General features: G+C 47.9%; 18 protein-coding genes and 1 tRNA gene. 9 read left to right on the top strand and 10 right to left on the bottom strand.

Translation table 11 applies throughout. The annotated features are described in order from the left end of the window. Positions 1-85: 85 nt before the first annotated feature. Positions 86-172: transfer RNA gene (locus DW205_RS19180), tRNA-Ser, on the top strand. A gap of 139 nt (positions 173-311) precedes the next feature. Further along, a complete protein-coding gene (locus tag DW205_RS19175; protein ID WP_005865054.1) occupies positions 312-926 on the top strand; it encodes a recombinase family protein in 615 nt (204 codons plus the stop codon). An 88-nt stretch (positions 927-1,014) separates the two neighbouring features. Here DW205_RS19175 and DW205_RS19170 read toward each other — a convergent pair whose 3' ends face one another. From DW205_RS19170 to hypF, 4 genes are all read right to left on the bottom strand, one after another. Then, on the bottom strand, positions 1,015-3,075 hold the full coding sequence (locus DW205_RS19170; protein ID WP_005855031.1) for an acetate--CoA ligase family protein: 2,061 nt from the start codon (positions 3,073-3,075) through the stop codon (positions 1,015-1,017). A 79-nt stretch (positions 3,076-3,154) separates the two neighbouring features. Next, a complete protein-coding gene (gene hypB / locus DW205_RS19165) occupies positions 3,155-3,907 on the bottom strand; it encodes a hydrogenase nickel incorporation protein HypB (RefSeq protein ID WP_005865052.1) in 753 nt (250 codons plus the stop codon). A gap of 29 nt (positions 3,908-3,936) precedes the next feature. Further along, complete coding sequence (hypA, locus tag DW205_RS19160; RefSeq protein ID WP_005855027.1) at positions 3,937-4,284, bottom strand: hydrogenase maturation nickel metallochaperone HypA; 348 nt, start codon at positions 4,282-4,284, stop codon at positions 3,937-3,939. Positions 4,285-4,296: 12 nt separating this feature from the next. Further along, entirely contained in the window at positions 4,297-6,579 is a 2,283-nt protein-coding gene (gene hypF, locus DW205_RS19155) for a carbamoyltransferase HypF (protein WP_005865049.1), read from the bottom strand. A gap of 159 nt (positions 6,580-6,738) precedes the next feature. Here hypF and DW205_RS19150 point away from each other — a divergent pair, with 159 nt between their 5' ends. From DW205_RS19150 to DW205_RS19120, 7 genes are read left to right on the top strand one after another with little or no spacing between them, the layout of a single operon-like run. After that, positions 6,739-6,972, top strand: coding sequence for a HypC/HybG/HupF family hydrogenase formation chaperone (locus DW205_RS19150; RefSeq protein ID WP_005865048.1), 234 nt, complete (start codon positions 6,739-6,741; stop codon positions 6,970-6,972). After that, on the top strand, positions 6,960-8,039 hold the full coding sequence (gene hypD / locus DW205_RS19145) for a hydrogenase formation protein HypD (RefSeq protein WP_005865047.1): 1,080 nt from the start codon (positions 6,960-6,962) through the stop codon (positions 8,037-8,039). The genes DW205_RS19150 and hypD overlap by 13 nt, the downstream gene beginning before the upstream one ends. A gap of 6 nt (positions 8,040-8,045) precedes the next feature. Further along, positions 8,046-9,095, top strand: a complete 1,050-nt coding sequence (hypE, locus tag DW205_RS19140; RefSeq protein WP_005865045.1) for a hydrogenase expression/formation protein HypE — start codon at positions 8,046-8,048, stop codon at positions 9,093-9,095. A 19-nt stretch (positions 9,096-9,114) separates the two neighbouring features. Then, on the top strand, positions 9,115-10,212 hold the full coding sequence (locus tag DW205_RS19135; RefSeq protein WP_005865043.1) for a hydrogenase small subunit: 1,098 nt from the start codon (positions 9,115-9,117) through the stop codon (positions 10,210-10,212). A gap of 15 nt (positions 10,213-10,227) precedes the next feature. After that, on the top strand, positions 10,228-11,949 hold the full coding sequence (locus DW205_RS19130; RefSeq protein WP_005865041.1) for a nickel-dependent hydrogenase large subunit: 1,722 nt from the start codon (positions 10,228-10,230) through the stop codon (positions 11,947-11,949). Between the two features lie 14 nt (positions 11,950-11,963). Next, positions 11,964-12,701: a Ni/Fe-hydrogenase, b-type cytochrome subunit gene (cybH, locus tag DW205_RS19125; RefSeq protein WP_005865039.1), complete on the top strand. Its 738-nt coding sequence runs from the start codon at positions 11,964-11,966 to the stop codon at positions 12,699-12,701. Continuing rightward, entirely contained in the window at positions 12,698-13,177 is a 480-nt protein-coding gene (locus tag DW205_RS19120) for a HyaD/HybD family hydrogenase maturation endopeptidase (protein WP_005865036.1), read from the top strand. The genes cybH and DW205_RS19120 overlap by 4 nt, the downstream gene beginning before the upstream one ends. On the opposite strand, the gene DW205_RS19115 is transcribed toward DW205_RS19120, so the two are convergent. The 6 genes from DW205_RS19115 to DW205_RS19090 all read right to left on the bottom strand — a co-directional run bounded on the left by DW205_RS19115 (position 13,143) and on the right by DW205_RS19090 (position 21,749). Further along, entirely contained in the window at positions 13,143-13,880 is a 738-nt protein-coding gene (locus DW205_RS19115) for an MIP/aquaporin family protein (protein ID WP_005855011.1), read from the bottom strand. The genes DW205_RS19120 and DW205_RS19115 overlap by 35 nt on opposite strands. 56 nt (positions 13,881-13,936) lie before the next feature. Next, the gene (gene glpK / locus DW205_RS19110; RefSeq protein ID WP_005865033.1) at positions 13,937-15,436 is read right to left on the bottom strand and encodes a glycerol kinase GlpK; all 1,500 of its coding nucleotides are present in this window, start codon (positions 15,434-15,436) and stop codon (positions 13,937-13,939) included. 32 nt (positions 15,437-15,468) lie between these two features. Then, positions 15,469-17,034 carry a glycerol-3-phosphate dehydrogenase/oxidase gene (locus DW205_RS19105; protein ID WP_005865030.1) on the bottom strand — a complete coding sequence of 522 codons (1,566 nt, stop codon included), beginning with the start codon at positions 17,032-17,034 and terminating at the stop codon, positions 15,469-15,471. Between the two features lie 230 nt (positions 17,035-17,264). After that, the gene (locus DW205_RS19100) at positions 17,265-19,610 is read right to left on the bottom strand and encodes a transglycosylase domain-containing protein (protein ID WP_005865028.1); all 2,346 of its coding nucleotides are present in this window, start codon (positions 19,608-19,610) and stop codon (positions 17,265-17,267) included. Positions 19,611-19,696: 86 nt separating this feature from the next. Beyond that, complete coding sequence (locus tag DW205_RS19095) at positions 19,697-20,752, bottom strand: YeiH family protein (RefSeq protein ID WP_005865026.1); 1,056 nt, start codon at positions 20,750-20,752, stop codon at positions 19,697-19,699. 109 nt (positions 20,753-20,861) lie between these two features. Beyond that, a complete protein-coding gene (locus tag DW205_RS19090) occupies positions 20,862-21,749 on the bottom strand; it encodes a LysR family transcriptional regulator (RefSeq protein WP_005865024.1) in 888 nt (295 codons plus the stop codon). Positions 21,750-21,786: the final 37 nt, after the last annotated feature.

Raw genomic sequence — 21,786 nt, 5'->3', positions numbered from 1 at the left:
AAAATGATGTGCAAAGCCTTGTTTATTTAAAATTATAGTTCTACCTTTGCATCGCAATTCTAAGGAAGAAGCACAGAACACACAAGGAAGTGTGGGTGAGTGGCTGAAACCACCAGTTTGCTAAACTGACGTACTCGTAAGGGTACCGGGGGTTCGAATCCCCCCGCTTCCGCAAAGAGCCAACTAATAAATTTATTAGTTGGTTTTTTTGTTTTTAAGCCAACCGAATTAAAGTGTTTCATATATTTGTCATATTTGAACTTATCGTAAGTCGATCTGTTATTAAAAGGAGATAATTAAATATATACATTATGACAATTGCTTTTATCCGAACATATAATAATAAGCAAAACTCCGAGGTCCAAGAAGCTGTGATCCGGGAATTTGCCGAATCTCAGAAGATAGAGATCGGGAAGTGGGCTAAAGAGGTGGGAAATAGTCCTCGTGCGAACCGCAGACTGGAAAGTATTGTCAAATCTTTAAGTCCCAAGGATGAGATACTTGTGTCCGATATATCCCGTGTGAGCCGTAAGATGATCGAGATCATCCATATCATTTTGCTTTGTATAGAGCGAAAGGTAACGCTTCGTAGCGTAAGCGACGGATATGTGTTCGAGGATAATATCGACAGTAAGACTTTGGCCTTTACCTTCGGTCTGGTCTCCGAGATCGAGCGAAAGCTGGTCTCTATCCGTACGAAGGAAGCCCTTGCCTTGATCAGAAGTAAAGGTGTGGTGCTGGGCCGTCCGAAAGGTAGTCAACAAATGGGACGCTTGGAGCCTTATAAGGAACAAATCGAGAAAGACTTGAAAGACCCGAGCTTGACTTACGCCCAGATAGCGGAGAAATACAATGTATCGCTAAGTAGCTTCAAACGCTTTCTGAAAGAGTATCTTCCCGATAAGAAAAAGAAGAAGAAGAAATAATGATTCAATGTGCCAATATGCCAATGAAATACCAGAAGTGGATAATTCAGATATTAGCATATTCGCATATTGGCACATTGAATCATTATTATTTCTCTATACGGATACGGGCGTCTACAGCGAACAAGCCTCTATCCGTAGCCACCAACGGATTTATATCCATTTCCTTTATCTCGCTGGCAAAACGCAATAAGGTAGAGAGGCGAACGATAATGTCCGCATATTGTTGCTCGTCGATGCCCTTTTGCCCACGCGTACCTTTAATGATCGGATACCCTCTCAAGGAACGAATCATTGAATAAGTCTCATCATATGATAACGGTGCCAAACCATAAGACACATCCTTCAATACCTCCACGAAGATTCCACCCAACCCGCAAAGTACCACATGGCCGAAACGATCCTCATATTTAGCTCCCAAGAATAATTCCTGTCCTTTCAACATCGGCTGTACCATGATGCCCGTAACACCCGGCAGACGCATCATACGTTCATACTCGAACAATAAATGCTCTTCTCCACGGATATTCAAGGCCACACCACCGATATCGCTCTTATGCACAGGCCCCACAACCTTGGCTACCACCGGATATTTCACCTTCTTGGCAAAAGCCAGCAACGCATCCCTATCATCCGAAGCATATTCCTCCACTAACGGGATATTAGCGGCACGCAACAATGTACGCACTTCCTCCGGATTTAAATAACCGCTACCCGGCAACCGGTCTATGATACGACGAACTTCCGGTACATCCACGCCATATAGCTGGATATCCGTGCTCATCGGTTTCGGCGTATTGATCACCCGTGAAAGGGCGGTACCCAATGTCACCTCGTCCGAGAAGTTCACATGGCCTTTCTTGACAAAGCTCTTCACCTCCGGTCCGGCCGTCACGATAGACGGTAATATCGGGAAGATCGGCTTCTTACACTCTTCCATCTTTTTATGAAGCACCTCGTAGGTATCATAAAGTTTTACCAAACCGGGACTACCGAAGATGACCATCATCAAATCCACATTATCGAAACGATTCTCACAGAAATCGATGGCTGTAGCCAGATGTTCCGGTGTCCCCGTACCGATAATATCAATCGGATTACCGACAGCGGCACCCGGATACAGCTTGGATTTCAACTCATCAGCGATAGGGCCTTCCAAACTAGGAACATTCAAACGCCCCTTGGATAAAGCGTCCGCCAGCATTACCGCAGGCCCTCCGGCATGTGTCACGATCGCACAATTCTTCCCTTTCACGTCTTTCAAGGTGAAGATACTCGCCACGGTAGTCAATTCCTCACGGCTAAAACAACGCACGATACCCGCCTTACGGAACAAAGCCTCCACGGCAGAGTCCGAACTAGCGATAGCGCCCGTATGCGAAGAGGCAGCTCGCTTTCCCGACTCCGTACTTCCCGCCTTGATAGCGGCGATCTTGCATCCCTTACGTATCAAGGAAGACGCATGATACAACAATTTATCCGGTTGCTTGATTTGCTCGATATACAACATCTTGATCTTGGAATCCAATACCGGATCAAAGTTCCGATCCATATATTCAAGGATATCCTCTACTCCATTCTGCTTGGAGTTCCCAACCGACCAAACAGAAGAGAAACGCAGCCCTTTTGTCAGCGCCGACTCGATAATGAACAAGGCCGTACCGCCGGAGCTAGAGATGAAATCCACGCCATCGGGATGGAATTCTGGTATCGGTTGCGTAAACACGCCATGATAATTCATATTCATCAACCCGATACAGTTCGGGCCGATCAAGGAGGCTCCCGCCTCATTCACGACATCCAGCATCTGTTGTTCCAAGATACCGCCCTCGTGTGTCTCCTCGCCGAAGCCGGCCGAGATCACGATAAAAGCTTTTACCCCCTTTTGCCGGGCCAGCACTTCCATCACCTCGGGGCACGATTTACTCGGAATCGAGATGATCGCCAACTCCGTCTCCGGGATATCATGTACAGAAGGATAAGACTTGACGCCTTGCACGTCTGTCTCCTTGGCGTTTACCACACATAATTCTCCTTTATATTTTCCATCCAACAGGTTTCGCACGATACGACCGCCCGGTTTATGTACGTTGTTGGAACCTCCCACCACTACGATGCTTTGAGGATTAATCAATTCTCGGTTAATCATAACATTTTGATTAGTTAGATTCAATGAATGGGAGCAAATATAGTTTTTTTCTCCATTTATTCATTAAAACCCGGGGTATTTATTTACACTTTGCACTCTCTGTCTGCAACCAGTCACACCATGCATCCATCCCGTCTCCTTTCGTGGCGGATACCTCGAATATCTGGAGATGGTGATTTACCTTCAAGGCGTTTTCCCGAAGCACTTCCACTTTTGTATTCAGATAAGGAGCCAGATCAATCTTGTTGATTACGCAGATATCTGCCTCCTGAAAGATATGTGGGTATTTCAACGGTTTATCATCTCCCTCCGTCGTACTCACGATAACGACTTTCTTGGACTCTCCGAGATCGAACATGGCCGGACAGACCAGATTGCCGACATTCTCTATAAAAAGGATCGCTCCCTCCTTCGGATTCAGATGCTTAACGGCATGATTGACCATGTCGGCTTCCAAATGACAGCCGGTACCGGTATTTACCTGAAACACGGGAATCTCCAACGCCGCTATACGGTCGGCATCGTTTGAGGTTTGTTGATCGCCTTCTATCACATAGATCGGTCGCTTCGCTTTCAAACGGCGGATCGTCTCTTCCAGCAAGGTTGTCTTACCGGATCCGGGCGAACTCATCAAGTTCAGGCAGAACAGGTTCTTAGCCTCGAAATATCCCCGGTTTCGCTCCGCCAATAAGTTGTTACGTTGAAGTATATCTTGTTCCAGATTGATTACGATCCCTTCATCAGGATGGTGATGATGTTCATGGCCATGAGAATGCTCATGCGTATGATCGTGATGGTGATGATGCTCTCCGCATCCGCAAGTTCCGCACATAGTATTTAAGTTTTTATTTCATTAATATATCATTCCTTTTTAATAACAATCGACTTCACCCGAAGTTCCTTCCCTTTAAGGATTTTAACTAAATAGGAGCCACAATGGGGACAAGGGGAAAACAAGGCGTTCATTGGGAAAATGGTCTCACAGTCGCTACACTGTCCTTCCCCCTCAATATAATGACGGATAATCCGGGCCTTTTCCAGCTTGCTACCTTTTATGGCGCTATCCAATGCGAACTCTAAGGTTTGGATCTCTACGCCGGACAAATGTCCTATCTCTAACTCCAACTCTTCGACCACCGAGGCTCCCCGGTTATCCGCTTGTTCCTCGACCAGCTCCACGATGCTACGGGCTATAGACAACTCATGCATATCTGATCTCTTTTAAAAGGGAGTCACCGAGGCGATCGTTAATTGCCCCACGGCTATCCCCCCATCGTTACAAGGTATACGAGACGGAATATAGACGGGGACCCCAGCCATGATGAACTGTCTCCTCATCGACTCCGTCAATAATTTATTCTGGAAACATCCTCCCGAGATAACCACTTGTGTCGCTTTCGTCCGTTTAATCAACAAGCGGGCTTTCTGCACAAACAAGGAAGCCAATGTCGTATGGAAACGGGCGGATATCAAGCTCACCGGGACCTCGTTCGTCTTATCATGCAATAATGCCTCAAACAAAGAATAAAAAGAGATTTCCTCTCCCTCCGCCGAGACTGGATACGCATAAGCGTTCCTCTCTCCCATCGCCGCCTGCTCCAATAAGACCGGAGCCTCCGCTTGGTGGCTGGAGACATCGCAAATCCCCAATAAAGAAGCTACCGCATCAAACAGCCGGCCAGCGCTGGATGTATAGGGTGTATTCACACCTTTCTCCATCATTCGTTCAAGCATAGCGATCCTTTCCGTGCCTATGCGTTCCACGAAATCGGCCGGATAAGGAATACCCGACGGTTCGTCCTTGAAATAATGCCACAAATAGGCGACAACCATTCGCCATGGCTCCTCAGCCGCCTTGTCGCCTCCCGGTAACGGGACATACTCAAAATGGGAAAGGCGACGGTATTTCGCTCGGTCACAAAAGAAGAACTCGCCTCCCCAAACCTTACCATCATCACCCAGACCTGTCCCATCCATCACGATAGCGAGAACCGGCTCATTCAATCCATGCTCCAACATACAAGCAGCGGCATGAGCATGATGATGTTGTACCTTTAATAAAGGTAAGGAAAGAGATTTCGAGATACGTTCCGCCTCTTGGCTGGAAAGATAATCCGGATGCAGGTCACAAACCAATCGCTGGGGATTGAAACGAAACAAATGACGAAACCGCTCCATAGATTCCGTATAGAACCGGAAAGTCTCCCAGTTCTTTAAGTCGCCAATATATTGACTTTGCAGGATCGTCTCTCCTTTTCCCAAAGCGAACGTGTTCACTTTCTCCGCACCGAAAGCCATGATCCCCTCCACATTTGTATCCGTGAAAAAGGGTTCCGGCACATAGCCCCGGGAACGACGGATCAAGCAAGGTTGTCCTCCGCAGACCTGCAATACAGAATCATCTACCCGGTTATGGATCGGGCGATTATGATGCAAGAGGATCGCTACCTTTCCCGCTAATTGCGCCTCCGCATCCTCCGGGGTGATCGCTATCGGCAAATCGCTTAGATTCCCGCTGGTCATTACCAACGCAGGTATCCCTGTACGAGCAAACCAATCGTAATGAATCGGCATATAAGACAACATACATCCTAGCGTATGCATGCCCGGATTGATTCCGGAAGCTAACCGGCTCCGTTGCCTCAGCAGTACGATCGGACGGCGCCAAGAAACTAAGCATCGCTCCTCCATCGGCTCCGTTACCGTATAGACTTGCAAATGTTCCAGATCACGGAACATAACAGCGAATGGTTTGGTATCCCGCTGCTTTATCTCTCGCAGACGGGCAACCGCTCTCTCGTTCGAGGCATCACAAATCAAATGATAGCCTCCGATTCCTTTAGCAGCAATAACCTCTCCACCAAGCAATAAGCGAGAGGTAAGTTTCAATAAGGTCTCATAATCGATATAAGTCTCCTCGTTATAAGTCGCGTAATAAGTCGGGCCACAATGATTGCAAGCGACCGGTTGGGCATGGAAACGGCGATCGATAACATTCGTATATTCTTTCTCACAATCGGGACACATAAGGAAACCGCCCATCGTTGTCTGCGAACGGTCGTAAGGAAGGTCCCGGATAATAGAGAAGCGAGGGCCACAATGCGTACAATTAATAAAAGGATATCCGATTCGATGGGGTTGAGTAGTCCGGTCTCGCATACAATCCGCACAAACAGCGATATCCGGGGAGACCTGCGTGACCTCATCCGATTCTGAATGGCTAGGCGTAATCGTAAAATCGTCAAAATCATCTTCATCCATTTCCGTAGATGTATAGGAGATCCGATGGATATAAGCGACACGAGGATGCTCGGTCCGTATACGACTTATCAGCAAATCCCGATCATCCGGAGTAGCGGCAACCAATATACGTACTCCATTATTCATATTCTCCACACAACCTTTCATCCCCAGATCTTTAGCGATCCGGTAGATAAAAGGGCGAAAACCAACCCCTTGAACCAAGCCTTGAATAATCAACGCATATACTTTATTCTTCGCCATAGCACAAATATAGGAATAAATGTCTAATCAGACACGAATCGACTATCGTATTTACTAAAGAGATATTATCTATCATCTTATAAATAATATTTATCAATTTTATCTTTCCCTCTTAAACATATTAAGTATCTTTGAGGTTATTAAATAAATTGAAACGATATGTGTTTAGCGGTACCCGGAAAGATTATCTCAATCGATCGAAGCATCCCCGAAATGACCATGGCTAAAGTTGATTTCGGAGGCATCCTAAAGAATATATGTATTGAATGGGTGGATGTGAAACAGGGGGATTATATCCTCGCTCACGCAGGAATCGCTATATCCGTGGTAGATGAGAAAGAAGCGGAGGAAACACTGAAAGACCTTAAAGAATTACAAAAGTGCGTTTCGTAGACGAATATAGAAGCAACGAGAAGGTACAAACTCTTCTGGAGGCCATCCGCAAAAAGGTGACACGACCTTGGTATATCATGGAGATTTGTGGCGGGCAAACACATGCTATCGCCCGTTATCGGCTGGAAGAGATGTTGCCGCCGGATCTTCAACTACTCCATGGGCCGGGCTGCCCGGTCTGTGTAACACCGGTCGAGACAATCGACTACGCCTTGAAGTTGGCGACACAGCCGAATGTGATCTTAGCCTCTTTCGGGGATATGATGCGAGTTCCGGGAAGTAAGGAGGATTTATTGAGCGTAAAAGCGAGAGGAGCGGATATCCGTATGCTATATACGCCCTTGGATGCCCTATCACTGGCCGAGGAGAACCCGGATAAGGAAATCGTATTCTTCGCGATTGGTTTTGAGACGACCGCACCTGTCCACCTCATGGCTTTGAAAGAGGCCATACGCCGAGGACTTCCGAACTTTTCCATATTGACTTCCTTATTCACGGTACCACCCGCTATCGAGACTATCTTATCAGATCCGGAAAGCAAAGTGAATGGCTTCCTGACAGCCGGACATGTCTGCGCCATCACAGGCAACAGGGCCTATCACCGATTAGCCGCCCACTATAAAATCCCGATGGTCGTCACCGGATTCGAGCCGGTAGATCTATTATATGGCATTTATCGCTGTGTCTCCCAGTTGGAAGCCGGAAGTTATGAGGTAGAGAACGCTTACAAACGGGCCGTTCCCGAGCAAGGGAATGCCGCCGCCCGCCAACTTATGGACGAGATGTTGGAACCTTGCGACCAAGACTGGCGGGGCATCGGAATCATCCCCTCCAGCGGGCTTCAACTTCGATCCGAATATAAAAGATATTCCTCTCGAATGAGATTTCAATTGCGTCCGGAAGAAAACCGGATCGCATCCGAATGTATCGCCGGACTGATTATGAGAGGTTTGAGACAACCCTCGGACTGTCCCCATTTCGGGAAGGCCTGCCATCCCACCCATCCGCTGGGAGCCCCGATGGTCTCCTCGGAAGGGGTTTGTGCCGCTTATTATAGATATAAATAGAAAGATATGGATATACACTTGAATTGCCCGATTCCTTTTACCGACTCAGACCGTGTGTTACTAGCGCACGGAGGGGGAGGACGCATGACACACCAACTGATCAGCCAAGTATTTTATCCGGCTTTCCGGAACCCATTATTGGAACAGGATCATGACGGATGCGTGTTCCCTATGGAAGAAGGGCGACTGGCCTACTCTACCGACTCCTTCGTGGTAGACCCGATCTTTTTCCCCGGAGGAGATATCGGTGATCTGGCGATCAACGGGACCGTTAACGATTTGGCTTGTTGTGGTGCCCGTCCTTTGTATCTGACCGCCGGGTTTATACTGGAAGAGGGCTTGCCTCTAGCAGATCTTCAGCGTATCGTACAATCCATGAAACGTGCGGCGGAGCGTGCCGGCGTACAGATCGTAGCAGGAGACACAAAAGTGGTGGAACGGGGCAAATGCGATAAATTGTTTATCAACACCAGTGGGATCGGGATCGTCCCTCCGGGCATACGAATCGCCCCAGACCAAGCGACTCCCGGCGATGTCGTCATTTGTAGCGGCCCGATTGGTCTACATGGTATCACGATCCTTTCCGCACGGGAAAGCTTGGGATTCGAGACGGATCTAAAAAGTGATACCGCTTCGCTAAACATTATGATTTCTGAGCTGTTACATACTATAGGAGAGGTACATGTCTTACGTGACCCCACCCGAGGTGGCGTAAGCGGAACCCTCAACGAGATCGCCCAAGACGCTGGTGTGGATATCCTGCTGGACGAAGACGCCCTGCCTATTCCGGAAGCGGTACGTGCCGCATCCGAGATGCTAGGATTAGACTCACTCTATATAGCGAACGAAGGATTGGTTCTTGTGATCCTGCCGGAAAGCCTTGCGGAACAAGCGTTACCCCTTATGAGACGTTTTGAGGAGGGCAGGCAAGCGACCGTTATCGGCCGTATCACCAAGCAAAGCGGAGAGCAAGCCCGGGTCAAGATGAAGACATTATACGGTAACTACCGGATCATCGATATGCTAAGCGGGGAGCAACTCCCCCGTATTTGTTAGAATACTTAATTGCTGAGATATGGAAAATAAAAGACCGTCCGTTTACGAAGAGTGCCGTCAGAAAGGCATCTCCCGCCGGGACTTCCTGAAGTTCTGTACCACCATGGCCGCCCTGATGGGATTGGAGGCTTCGGGAGTGGCACAGGTAGTAAATGCCTTGGAGACGAAACCCCGCCTTCCGATCATCTGGCTACACCTACAGGAATGTACCTGTTGTACCGAATCGTTTATCCGTGCCGCCCACCCGATCGTGGCTACCTTGTTGTTAGACAAGATTTCCCTAGACTATACCGAGACGCTGATGGCCGCCGCCGGCGAACAGGCCGAGGCCGCTAAGGAAGAGACCATGAAAAAGTATTACGGCAATTATCTGCTGATGATCGAGGGATCGTTACCTACAAAAGACGAGGCTTATTGTTGCGTAGGCGGCAAGAGTGCCTTGCAGATCACCGAAGAGGCCGCCGCAGGAGCTAAAGCGATCATCGCTTGGGGCAACTGCGCTTCCGCCGGTTGCGTGCAAGCGGCGAACCCGAATCCTACCGGCGCTAAAGGTATCCATAAGGTCATCAAAGGTAAACCTATTATTAATGTACAAGGCTGTCCTCCGATCGCCGACGTGATGGCGGGTGTCATTATCTATATGTTGACCTTCGATCGTATGCCACAATTGGATGGATTGGGCCGTCCGAAGATGTTCTACTCACGCCGGGTACATGATACGTGCTACCGCCGTGCGAATTTCGACGCCGGTTTGTTCGTGGAGAGCTTCGACGATGAGAACGCCAAGCATGGCTACTGCCTGTATAAAGTGGGATGTAAAGGTCCAAGCACCTATAACTCGTGCGGTATCATCAAATGGAACGAGGGCACCAGTTACCCAATCCAAAGCGGTCACCCCTGTTTAGGTTGCAGCGAGGAGAATTTCTGGGACAACAGCCCGTTCTATAAACGTATGCCCGATATACACGGATTCGGTATCGAGGCCACGGCGGATCAGATCGGTCTGGCTCTAGGAGCCGCTACCGCCGCCGGTATCGCCGTACATGCCGTAGCGACTAACATACGGAAAAAAGAGCTTATCGACAATGATGAGCCGGAAAGTAAATCTACGATCTAATAAAACACTACTATCATGTCAGAAAGAATTGTCATAGACCCCATTACCCGTATAGAAGGCCACCTGCGGGTAGAGGCTGAAATAGAAGGTGGCACGATCAAGAACGCTTATAGCTCGGGTACCATGGTGCGGGGCATCGAGAATATCGTAAAAGACCGGGATCCCCGGGATGTATGGGCTTTCGTAGGCCGTGTTTGCGGCGTATGTACTTCCATCCACTCGCTTGCCTCGGTACGGGCGGTCGAGAACGCACGGGGTATCGTGATCCCTCCCAATGCCAGTATGGTTCGTAATATCATGCAAGCCGTATTGTATATGCATGACCATACGGTGCATTTCTATCAATTGCATGCATTGGATTGGGTAGATGTGGTATCCGCCTTAAAAGCCGATCCGAAAGCCGCCGCTTTACTTGCCCAGCAACTTTCTCCATGGGCAAAGAATACCGAGGGGTATTTCACCGCCACACAACAACGGCTAAAGAAGTTCGTTGCCAGCGGGCAGCTTGGTATATTCGCCAATGGGTATTGGGGACATCCGGACTATAAACTTACGCCGGAACAGAACCTTATCGCTACCGTCCATTATCTGGACGCATTGGAATGGCAGAAAGAGGTCGTCAAGGTACACGCCGTGTTCGGGGGCAAGAATCCGCATCCAAACTATATCGTAGGCGGTATGCCTTGCAGCATCGACTTAAATGAGGCCAATGCGATCAACGCAGATCGACTCGCTCTGGTAAAGCAGAAACTAGAGGAGGCGAAAACATTCATCAATCAAGTTTATATCCCGGATTTATTGATGATCGCCAACGTTTATAAAGACAAATGGAGTAAGATTGGCGGAGGAGTACGAAACTATTTGTCTTACGGAGACTATCCGATGTTCGATCTCGGGGAAGTGGAAAGTTATAAGATCCCCAGAGGAATTGTTTTGGATCGTGACCTAAGTAAGGTACATCCCGTAGACGCTAACTCCCCGGAGGAAATCAAGGAGTACATTTATCATTCATGGTATAAATACACGCAAGGAGACAAAGCCGGTTTGCATCCCTACGAGGGAGAGACCCATCTGGAATATACCGGCCCTCGTCCCCCCTATAAGTTATTGGACGTAGAGGATAAATATAGTTGGATCAAGACGCCACGGTGGAAACAGGAACCAATGGAAGTGGGTCCGTTAGCCCGTTTGATCGTAGCTTACGCCGCAGGGAAGGAACCACAAAAGAGTATCGTAGACGAGACTTTACGTCAGCTCGACTTGCCGGTAGATGCTTTATTCTCTACCCTAGGACGTACCGCCGCTCGTGGATTGGAATGTAGAATGGCAGCGGACTGGGCCCTTGAGTTTTTCAACCAATTGATCAAGAACCTCGAGAACGGGGATTCCCGGATGGCAAACAGCGCCGAATGGGAACGGGAGAACTGGCCCGATCATGAGCAAGGCGTAGGATTGGCCGAAGCTCCCCGTGGAGCATTAGCCCATTTCATCGTGATCGACAAGAACCGGGTAAAGAACTACCAGATGGTAGTGCCTACTACTTGGAACGCCTCACCGAGGGATGAGAACGGCGTATTGTCCGCCTACGAGTCCGCTTTGATCGGTACGCCGATATACGATCCGAAGCAACCCCTAGAGATTCTTCGGACGATCCACTCTTTCGATCCTTGTCTGGCTTGTGCCGTGCATCTGTATGACGAGGAAGGAAAATATGTGCACCAAGTTGATACATTCTAAAAAACAATAGAGCCATGAAGAGTCGTAAGAAACGTTTAAGAGAAGTGTATGTATGGGAATTACCCGTACGTATCTATCATTGGGTGAATGCGCTCTGTATCGTCATACTCTGCGTGACAGGCTTTATCATCGCCGATCCTCCCGCGATCATGTCCGCTTCGGAGGCTTATTTCAGCTATTGGTTCGGCGTGGTTCGGTTTATCCATTTCGTGACAGCGTTCGTATTCTTCTTCAATTTCGTATTCCGGCTTTATTGGGGATTCGTCGGGAATCGTTATGCCAGATGGAATAACTTCATCCCTTTAAAGAAATCCCAATGGAAAGAGGTATTGGAGGTGATCAAGGTAGATATCTTGATGATTAAGAACAAACCGGTAGACAGTATCGGGCATAACGCCTTGGCTAGCTTGATTTATTTCGGAACTTTCTGGGCATTTTTGTTACAAAGTATCACAGGATTCGGCCTATACGCCAAGATGAGTCAGTCTTTCTTCCCGCAATTGTTCGCATGGACCATCCCGTTGATGGGCGGGGATTTGATGGCTCGCCAGATTCATCATTTCCTGATGTGGTTCTTCATCCTTTTCGCTATCGTTCATATTTATCTGGTATTTTATCATGACTATATCGAGCAACGTGGTGAGACTTCGTCCATCATCGGTGGCTGGAAGTTTATCGAGGAAGACATAGCGGACAAGGAAGAGGTAACCGAGACTGCCGAGACTATCACTAAGATCGCTAAAAAAGGATGAAAGTGGAGAAGGAAACATTAGTATTAGGAGTAGGCAATTTATTGCTGAAAGACGAAGGTGTAGGCATACACGTTATCAAGGCTTTAGAAAACGAGAAGCTCCCGGCTCACGTCCATTTGATGGACGGGGGCACGGGAGGGCTTCATTTATTAAGTTGGCTGCAAGGATATGACCGTATCATCATGATCGACGCCACGCTGGATAATAACCCTCCGGGCACCGTCCGTCTGATCCAACCTCGTTACGCCACCGACTTTCCCCCGCTCATGAGCGCCCACGAGATCGGTCTAAAAGATATGATCGACGCCATGATCCTAACCGACGATCTCCCGGAAACCCATCTCATTGTCATCTCCGCCCTCAATATCAACGAGGTCGGAATGGACCTGACACCCGAGGTAAAGGCGGCGGTTCCGAAAGTGATCCGGATGATACAAGAGATTATTTCAATACATAATAGAGCATACCGGCAATAGCGGCCCCAGCTATCGGCCCTAAAACAGGTACCCAAGCATACTCCCAATGGCTGCTGCCTTTTCCCTTGATCGGCAAAATAAAGTGTATGAACCGGGGAGCTAAATCACGGGCAGGGTTAATCGCGTAACCGGTAGTTCCACCTAGGGAAAGGCCGATTACCCAGACCGTAAACGCTACCGGAATGGCACCTACCGAACCTAAACCTATCGGCAAGGTACTATTGCTTTCGTAGGTTAGTTCTCCGTCCGTTATAAAAAATACGACAAACATCAAGGCGAACGTACCGATCATCTCACCTAAGAAATTAATTGGATAATCTTTGATAGCAGGACTCGTACAGAATACGCCTAATTCCGCATCCGGATCATCCGTAGCGTTGAAGTGATCCTTATAAACCAGCCAGACCAATAAAGCGCCCAAAGCGGCACCTATCATTTGCCCGGCTATATAAGTACATACATCACACCAAGGGAAAGTCCCTCCGATCGCCAAGCCAATCGATACCGCCGGATTCAAATGTGCGCCACTATAAGGGCCGGCTACCACAACACCGATAAATACGCCTAAAGCCCAAGCGGTCGTTATCGCTATCCAGCCCGCTCCATTGCCTTTTGTTTTCGACAAACAGACATTCGCTACAACTCCTCCTCCCATCAAGATCAAGAGCATAGTCCCTAATAATTCCGCTAAAAATGGAGACATAAGATAATAATTTAAGAATTTGTTAACTTGTTAATCTGCCTATAAGATGATTTTCATTATTCAGCCCAATTCTGAGAACGCCCCACCGCCTTATGCCATTCGTTCAATAATTTACGGGAGGTATCCTCTTTCATTTGTGGGTTAAAGACCTTATCTAAGCACCATTGTTCTTTCAGTTCATCGATATCCTTCCAATAGCCGATCGCCAAGCCCGCCAAATAAGCGGCTCCCAAAGCAGTCGTCTCCAATACATTCGGACGTACGACCGGACAGCGGCAGATATCGGACTGGAATTGCATCAAGAAGTTATTAGCGATAGCACCGCCATCTACCCGAATCTCTTTCGGCTTGGCGTGAATATCGTTTTCCATGGCCATCAATACATCATATACTTGATAGCAGATGCCCTCCAAAGCCGCACGGGTTAAATGAGCCGCCGTAGTTCCGCGGGTAATCCCGATAATAGCGCCACGTGCGTATTGATCCCAATACGGCGCACCCAAACCCGTTAACGCCGGCACAAAATAAACACCCCCATTATCACTGACGGATTTCGCCATTTGCTCCGTAATCGAGGCATTCGGAATCAAGCCGATCCCATCCCTCAACCATTGAACGACGGCACCTCCCACAAAGACACTACCTTCCAGCGCATAGGTCGTCTGATCCCCTAATTTCCACGCGATCGTTGTCAATAGGTTATTCTGGGAAAGAACGGGTTCCTTGCCGGTATTCAGGATCATAAAGCAGCCGGTTCCGTAGGTTGTCTTGATCATACCATCCTCTACGCAGAGCTGGCCGAACAGAGCCGCCTGTTGGTCGCCAGCCATACCGGATACCGGGATGCCTTTCTTAAAAATAGGAGTTGATGTCTCGCAGTAAACCTCGCTACAGGCTTTCACTTGCGGTAACATCGAGGCAGGTATCGTAAACAAGTCCAATAACTCTTGGTCCCATTGCAAAGTACGGATATTGAAAAGCATGGTACGGGAAGCGTTCGTCACATCCGTAATGAATTGAGCGCCCCGGGTAAGTTTCCAAACCAGCCAAGTATCTACCGTACCGAAGCATAGCTCTCCCCGCTCCGCACGCTCCCGGATACCCTTTACGTTATCCAATATCCATTTTATCTTCGTGGCGGAGAAATAAGCGTCGATCACCAATCCGGTCTTCTGCTGGATACGTTCCGCCCAGCCTTGGGATTTAAGTTCCTCGCAATAATCCGCCGTACGGCGATCCTGCCATACGATCGCGTTGTATACGGGAAAGCCAGTCTCCCGGTCCCAGATGATGGTAGTCTCCCGTTGGTTAGCGATTCCGATACAGGCGATATGGCTATCCGTGACATCCGCTTTTGCCATCGCCTCCTTGATGACAGACGATTGGGTGTACCAAATCTCATTCGGGTCGTGCTCTACCCAGCCCGGTTTCGGGAAATACTGTTGGAATGGCTTCTGAGCCAACGTAATAATAGTTCCTTGATGATTAAACAGTATAGCCCGGGAGCTAGTGGTTCCCTGATCGATCGCCAACACATATTTATTTCGAAAATTCATATCCTTCTATATTAGTATCGTTTATCAATTTGTCAATTCAGTATATAATTCGAGGCAACCTCATTAAACGCCTTTACCTGAGCAGAGGTCCAAGTCTCGTCCTTCCCCCATTCCGTAGCCAGAATCCCCGCTACTTTAGGAGCCATCGCCATCGCCGCCCGTGCGTCTAAGAATAAGATACGCAAACGGCGTGCCAATACATCCTCCAAAGTACGAGGCATCTCATTACGGACCAGCCAAGTTACCTCTCCTACCGTATAGGCATAGTCCGGATGCAACTTCTCCGCCATGGCGGGGGAAGAGGCCACTAAGTTACGGATTTCGTCGGCATCCGTACCATATACGTATAAAGGATCGGAGAAATCCGGATTCTTCCGGCTACCATGGATTTGGTAACGCTCGGTAATACAGTCTTTTGTAGGAATATGCATGTAACGTATCGCTAGGTCTAGGGTATCTTGAGCCATTTTCCGGTAGGTTGTCCATTTGCCTCCGATAATGGTGATCAAGCCGGATTTCTCCCGGATCAATTTATGGCTACGTGATATCTCTTTTGTCTTTTTACCTTCGCTACGGGGAGCGGCGAGCGGACGAAGCCCCGCAAACACGGATAAGACATCGCTTCGCTTGGGTGGCCGGGTCAAATAGTTAGCGGCCGTATCGAGTATAAATTGGATTTCTTTCTCTAAGGCTACCGGCTCTTTTTCCGGCGATTCCATCAAGGTATCCGTTGTCCCTACCACGACTTTATCATGCCAAGGTACGGCGAACAACACACGTCCATCCGATGTCTTAGGAATCATAATGGCGCAATCACTTTGCAAGAAAGAGGAATCCAATACCAAATGGACTCCTTGGCTGGGGCGAACGGTCGGGCGTTTGCCCGGCTCGTCCATTTGCAAGATCTCATCGGCGAAGACACCGGTAGCGTTGATCACGCAACGGGATCTTACTTGATAAACCGTACCGGTCTCCTCATCTCGAACCGTAACGCCGGATACTTTGCGGTCGTCGTCCTTCAGAAGCCCTATGACTTTCGCGTAGTTCAAGATACAAGCACCGGCGTCGATAGAGCTGCGGACCATATTAATCGCAAGGCGGGAATCATCGAACTGGCCGTCGTGATAAAGCACCCCGGCGGTCATCCCTTTCGGACGAAGCATCGGAATGGTACGAAGCGCCCGTTTCGGGCCGATACAAACCGAACGTCCCAGACCTAATTTTCCGGCCATCACATCATATAGGATCAGGCCTATCGTATAAAACGGGCCTTCCCACCAACGATAACAAGGGATTAAGAAGGTTTGATCTTTTACCAAATGGGGAGCGTTCTGGCGTAGCAGGCCTCGTTCCCGCAAGGCTTCCAGAACCAAGGAGATATCTCCTTGCGCCAAATAACGGACACCGCCATGGACCAACTTCGTACTACGGCTGGAAGTTCCTTTCGTAAAGTCCGATTGTTCGAATAAGGCGACTCTATATCCTCTTGTCGAAGCATCCAGAGCGATACCTATGCCGGTAGCCCCTCCTCCGATCACAAGAAAATCAAAGACTTCAGACGGGTCTTCCAACTGAGAAATCATTTTACTACGGTCCATATAGCTCCTCCTTTCTTAAGATTAACAGTTACAAATCTAACCATTAATTCTTAGTATAACAAAGGATTTGGGAAAAAGGATCAGTAGCGCTTTCTGTTTTCCATAAAGATAACTGCAGTTTCTATTGGAAGAAACAAAAGTTTCCTGCTGAAGAAACTTTTGTTTTGCTATAGGGAAACAAAAGTTTTCCTTACGGGGAATTTAAAAAAACTGTAATAGTCTGATTATTATCACTCAAACATCTTATCGATACCTCCCGTATCCGGTGGGGTCGTGGGGCTATCTTCCTCCCCTCCTTCGCTACATGGGTTCGCGTATTTCTCGGGGATCTCGAAAGTCTCGTCTTCCGAGTAGCCTAACGTTTTATCTTTATAAACCTTTTGCATATAAAGGGCGTAAATCGGTAACGCCATACTCGCTCCCTGCCCTTCCGCCAAGCGGTCGAAATGGATGGAACGGTCCTCGCCGCCTACCCAGCAGCCGGAAACCAAGCTAGGCGTAAATCCCATGAACCAACCGTCGGAGTTATTCTGGGTCGTTCCGGTCTTACCACCCATCTCCGCCTTGATGCCGTAGCGGAAACGTACACGTCCTCCGGTACCACCGTCGATTACGCTTTTCAACATATGTAGCATCTTATAGGAAGCATCTTCCGTCAGCACCTCACTCATCTGTGGGGTAAAGTTCGCGATTGTATTTCCATATGAATCTTCTATACGGGTCACGAATAAAGGTTCTACCCGGATGCCCTTGTTGGCAAATACCGTATAGGCCCCGACCATCTCACCCACCGATACATCCGGAGTACCCAGACAGACCGAGATAACCGGATCGATATGATTCTTCAAGCCGAAAGAATGAAGCAAACGAACAAACGTATAAGGTGAGAGCTGGCTCATCAGATAAGCGGTTACCCAGTTATCCGAGTTCTGTAATCCCCACTTGATCGTAACCATCTCGCCGATTCGCTTCGCGCTGGCGTTACGGGGAACCCACAAACGGCCGTTCTCGTCCATCAACTGCTGCTGCACATGTAGCATCTGGTCGCAAGGACTGATCCCCTCGATCATCGCCAACGAATAAAGGAACGGTTTCATGGTAGAACCGATCTGACGGCGACCGCCATTCACCATATCATATTGGAAGTCATTATAGTCAATACCACCTACATAAGCCTTGACCTGCCCGGTGCGAGGGTCCATCGACATAAACGCCGTACGCAAGAAACTCTTATGATAACGAATCGAATCCAAGGGAGACATGATCGTATCGATCGGACCATCCCAACTAAACACACGCATATCGACAGGCTTCTCAAACTCCTCGCGCATATCGGCCTCAGCCATTCCACTCTTTTTCATCGCCCGATAGCGATCTGTCTGGTGCATCGCACGCATCAACATCGTGTCTACTTGACCGACACTTACGTCTCTTGAGAACGGAGCATAGCTACGCCCCTTCTTTTCCCGGAAGAAAGCCGGTTGAAGATCTTTACTCATATGCTCGCGGACAGCGTCTTCCGCATATTTCTGCATACGGGAATCGATGCTCGTATAGATTTTCAAGCCATCCGTATAAAGATTATAGTATTCTCCGTCGGCTTTTTTATTTTTGTTACACCATCCATATAATGGATTCGTCGCCCAAGATAATGAGTCCTCACTGAATTTCTGAGATTGCCAAGAGGCGTAATCCTTACGCTCCGGTTTCTTCGCGGTCATTGTCAGACGAAGGTATTCACGGAAGTAAGGAGCCAAACCGTCTTTATGGTCCATACGGGTAAAATGTACGACCAAGGGTAAAGCCTTCAACGAATCACATTCCGCCTTGGTTATGTACCCGGCCTTTTCCATCTGCTCCAAAACCGTATTACGACGGCCGATGGTACGCTTGTTATGGCGAACCGGATTGAAATAAGAAGGGTTCTTGCACATGCCTACCAACGTGGCGGCTTCCTCGATCTTCAAGGTTTTAGGGGTCTTCCCGAAATACACACGAGATGCGGATTGGATTCCCACGGCATTGTACAAGAAGTCAAACTTATTCAGATACATATTTATAATCTCTTCCTTTGTGTAATAACGTTCCAATTGAACCGCGATCACCCATTCGATCGGTTTCTGGAAAAGACGTTCCATCATATTATCGGCACTCGGCGAGAATAATTGCTTCGCTAATTGCTGGGTAATGGTACTACCGCCACCACCGCTTTTTTGCATCAAGATACCCCGCTTCACGATGGCACGAAACAAACCCTGCGCATCGATACCGCTATGTTCGGCGAACCGGATATCCTCGGTAGCGATCAAGGCTTTCACCAAATCCGGCGAAAGATCCTCATAATTCACGTAAATACGATTGTCTTTGCTATGCGCATAGGCTCCCAACGCCTTTCCGTCCGAGGAGATAACTTGGGAAGCATATTTATCAATCGGGTTCTCCAATTGTTCCACCGGAGGCATATAACCAATTGAACCATTCGCTATCGCCATAAACACCATTACCACCGCCCCTAATATAGCGAGGTATACTATCCAACAAGAAATAAGGATACCTTTTGTAATCTTTGATGCCATCTTTTTATATTTCACGGTATGGATAAGAGACTCATCTTATCCACAACGACCTATTTAAGATCACAAAAATAGAGGAAAATACGATCTTATGCAAGTTGAGGCACATATTTCGCCAACAAATAACCACCAGCTAGTAACCAAACATATAAAATAGTGGCCAAAACAAAGGGCTTAGCGCCAGCTTTCTTAAATTTCTCGATACTAGTCTCCGTACCAAGAGCAGTCATGGCCATTGTCAGCATGAATGTATCTACCTGATTGATCCCATCTACAACCGCATGAGGAAGCAAGTCGAACGAATTGAAACCAATCACGGCCAAGAAACCAAACGCAAACCAAGGAATAGTGATCTTACCACGAGAAGGGGCAACGCCTCCGCCATTCCTCCCCCCGTTAACCACGGACTTCACGGCGGTTCGAGCCAACATGAAACTCATGACCACTAGCACAGGAGCTAACATCATCACACGAATCATTTTCACGATAATAGCCGCATCCGAAATTTCCTTTCCCATAGCGTTACCGGCTCCTACCACATGAGCTACCTCATGCAAGGTCGCACCCGTATAAAGTCCCATTTGCTCCGGGTCTAAATCAAGAATACCCGCACGGTACATCACCGGATAAATAAACATAGAAAGCGTACCGAAAATCACGACTGTCGATACGGCAACCGCCGTCTTATGAGCCTCGCACTTCACGACCGGTTCAGCGCCCAATACCGCGGCAGCCCCGCAAATAGCGCTACCCGTGGCGGTCAGTAAAGCAAGGTCTTTATCCATTTTCATCAATCGCCCCACCCAAACACCGATCAAGATGGTAAGCACCACGATCACCATATCGATCAGGATTGCCGGAAGGCCGATCGCAATCACGCTCTGGAAGGTCAGCTTAAACCCATATAGTACGATACCCGCACGAAGCACTTGCTTAGTACAAAACAGGATACCCGGAACCCACGTCTCCGGCAAATGGTTTCTCAGGCTGTTGGCGTACAACATACCTAAAATAATGCCGACAATCAGCGGACTGAATGACAATTGTTTAATAAACTGGAACTCCGCGATATAGAATGCGGAACAAGAGAAAAGGGCTATCAGCAAGACACCATGTAATACGTTACCTCGTTTTTCACTAAACATAATTATTGATTTATTTAGTACAACATATCATTATTTGATTTCGTTCGCGAAAGTACATATTTTCATCCGATCCCTTACTTCACAAGTTTTTATAGCGAATAACCTAAAGTTATTGCCAATGTTGACTGGCAAAACGCATGAAACTTTCTTCCATACCGCTGTTCTGCCCCTGCGGCTCCACAAAGGAGAAAGTCCGTTCGGCCTTAAAGCCCTCAATTTCTATCACTTTCAAACGTCCTGCCATCAGCTCACGTGTCACCGCCCGAATAGAAAGAATTCCCAAAGCATCGGAATTTTCCAAGAATAATTTGATACTCTCCGTACTACCTAGCTGCAATAATACGTTCAATTGCGACAGTTTGATCTGGTGTTTTGCCAAGGTCCCCTCCAAGACCTCAAGCGTACCGGAGCCGTTTTCACGAAGTACTACGGGCAAAGCACAAAGTTGTTCCAACGTCAGTTCGTCATAAGCAGCCAACTTAGACCCTACATGAGTGACAACCACTAACTCATCCTTCATAAAAGGTATATAATGCATCGTATTTTGACGGGTAGTCCCTTCCACCAATCCTAACGTTATTTTTCCATCTCGCAAAGCCAACTCTATATCCCGGCTATTCCCATTCAATACAGATACATGTATATCCGGAAACATCTTAATGAATAAAGCAAGCACGGGCGGAAGAACATATTGGGATATTGTCGTACTGGCACCTAAATGTAAATCCCCCAGAAAATTATTTGTCAACAGATTCATCTCGAAATCCAATTGACGATACGAAGCCAATAAGGAATGGGTATGCGAAAACAACAACTCGCCCGCACGAGTTAAACGGATCTGGCTACCTGTTCGTTCAAAGAGAGGCGTCTTATACTGAACCTCCAACTCATGGATATGCTTGCTAATAGCGGGTTGGCTAATGAACAATTCCCGGGACGCTTTCGTGAAGCTTAAGTTACAAGCTACGCTATGAAATACTTTTAATCGAAAATCCATGATATTCTACCTTTTGCTGTTTTAATTTAACAAAGAT

This window comes from Parabacteroides sp. AM17-47 (genome assembly GCF_003434625.1).
GTDB classification, from domain to species: Bacteria; Bacteroidota; Bacteroidia; order Bacteroidales; family Tannerellaceae; genus Parabacteroides; species Parabacteroides distasonis.
Note: the sequence above shows the minus strand (reverse complement) of the source record. Positions and strands in the feature narration are given on the sequence as shown.

Bases quoted from the DNA above. Each gene is read 5' to 3' on its own strand.
- DW205_RS19175 (WP_005865054.1), top strand. From the start codon at position 312: ATGACAATTGCTTTTATCCGAACATATAATAATAAGCAAAACTCCGAG.
- DW205_RS19150 (WP_005865048.1), top strand. From the start codon at position 6,739: ATGTGTTTAGCGGTACCCGGAAAGATTATCTCAATCGATCGAAGCATC.
- DW205_RS19170 (WP_005855031.1), bottom strand. From the start codon at position 3,075: ATGATTAACCGAGAATTGATTAATCCTCAAAGCATCGTAGTGGTGGGA.
- DW205_RS19115 (WP_005855011.1), bottom strand. From the start codon at position 13,880: ATGTCTCCATTTTTAGCGGAATTATTAGGGACTATGCTCTTGATCTTG.
- hypB (WP_005865052.1), bottom strand. From the start codon at position 3,907: ATGTGCGGAACTTGCGGATGCGGAGAGCATCATCACCATCACGATCAT.
- cybH (WP_005865039.1), top strand. From the start codon at position 11,964: ATGAAGAGTCGTAAGAAACGTTTAAGAGAAGTGTATGTATGGGAATTA.
- DW205_RS19135 (WP_005865043.1), top strand. From the start codon at position 9,115: ATGGAAAATAAAAGACCGTCCGTTTACGAAGAGTGCCGTCAGAAAGGC.
- glpK (WP_005865033.1), bottom strand. From the start codon at position 15,436: ATGAATTTTCGAAATAAATATGTGTTGGCGATCGATCAGGGAACCACT.
- hypF (WP_005865049.1), bottom strand. From the start codon at position 6,579: ATGGCGAAGAATAAAGTATATGCGTTGATTATTCAAGGCTTGGTTCAA.
- hypA (WP_005855027.1), bottom strand. From the start codon at position 4,284: ATGCATGAGTTGTCTATAGCCCGTAGCATCGTGGAGCTGGTCGAGGAA.
- DW205_RS19120 (WP_005865036.1), top strand. From the start codon at position 12,698: ATGAAAGTGGAGAAGGAAACATTAGTATTAGGAGTAGGCAATTTATTG.
- DW205_RS19130 (WP_005865041.1), top strand. From the start codon at position 10,228: ATGTCAGAAAGAATTGTCATAGACCCCATTACCCGTATAGAAGGCCAC.
- DW205_RS19105 (WP_005865030.1), bottom strand. From the start codon at position 17,034: ATGGACCGTAGTAAAATGATTTCTCAGTTGGAAGACCCGTCTGAAGTC.
- DW205_RS19090 (WP_005865024.1), bottom strand. From the start codon at position 21,749: ATGGATTTTCGATTAAAAGTATTTCATAGCGTAGCTTGTAACTTAAGC.
- DW205_RS19095 (WP_005865026.1), bottom strand. From the start codon at position 20,752: ATGTTTAGTGAAAAACGAGGTAACGTATTACATGGTGTCTTGCTGATA.
- hypE (WP_005865045.1), top strand. From the start codon at position 8,046: ATGGATATACACTTGAATTGCCCGATTCCTTTTACCGACTCAGACCGT.
- DW205_RS19100 (WP_005865028.1), bottom strand. From the start codon at position 19,610: ATGGCATCAAAGATTACAAAAGGTATCCTTATTTCTTGTTGGATAGTA.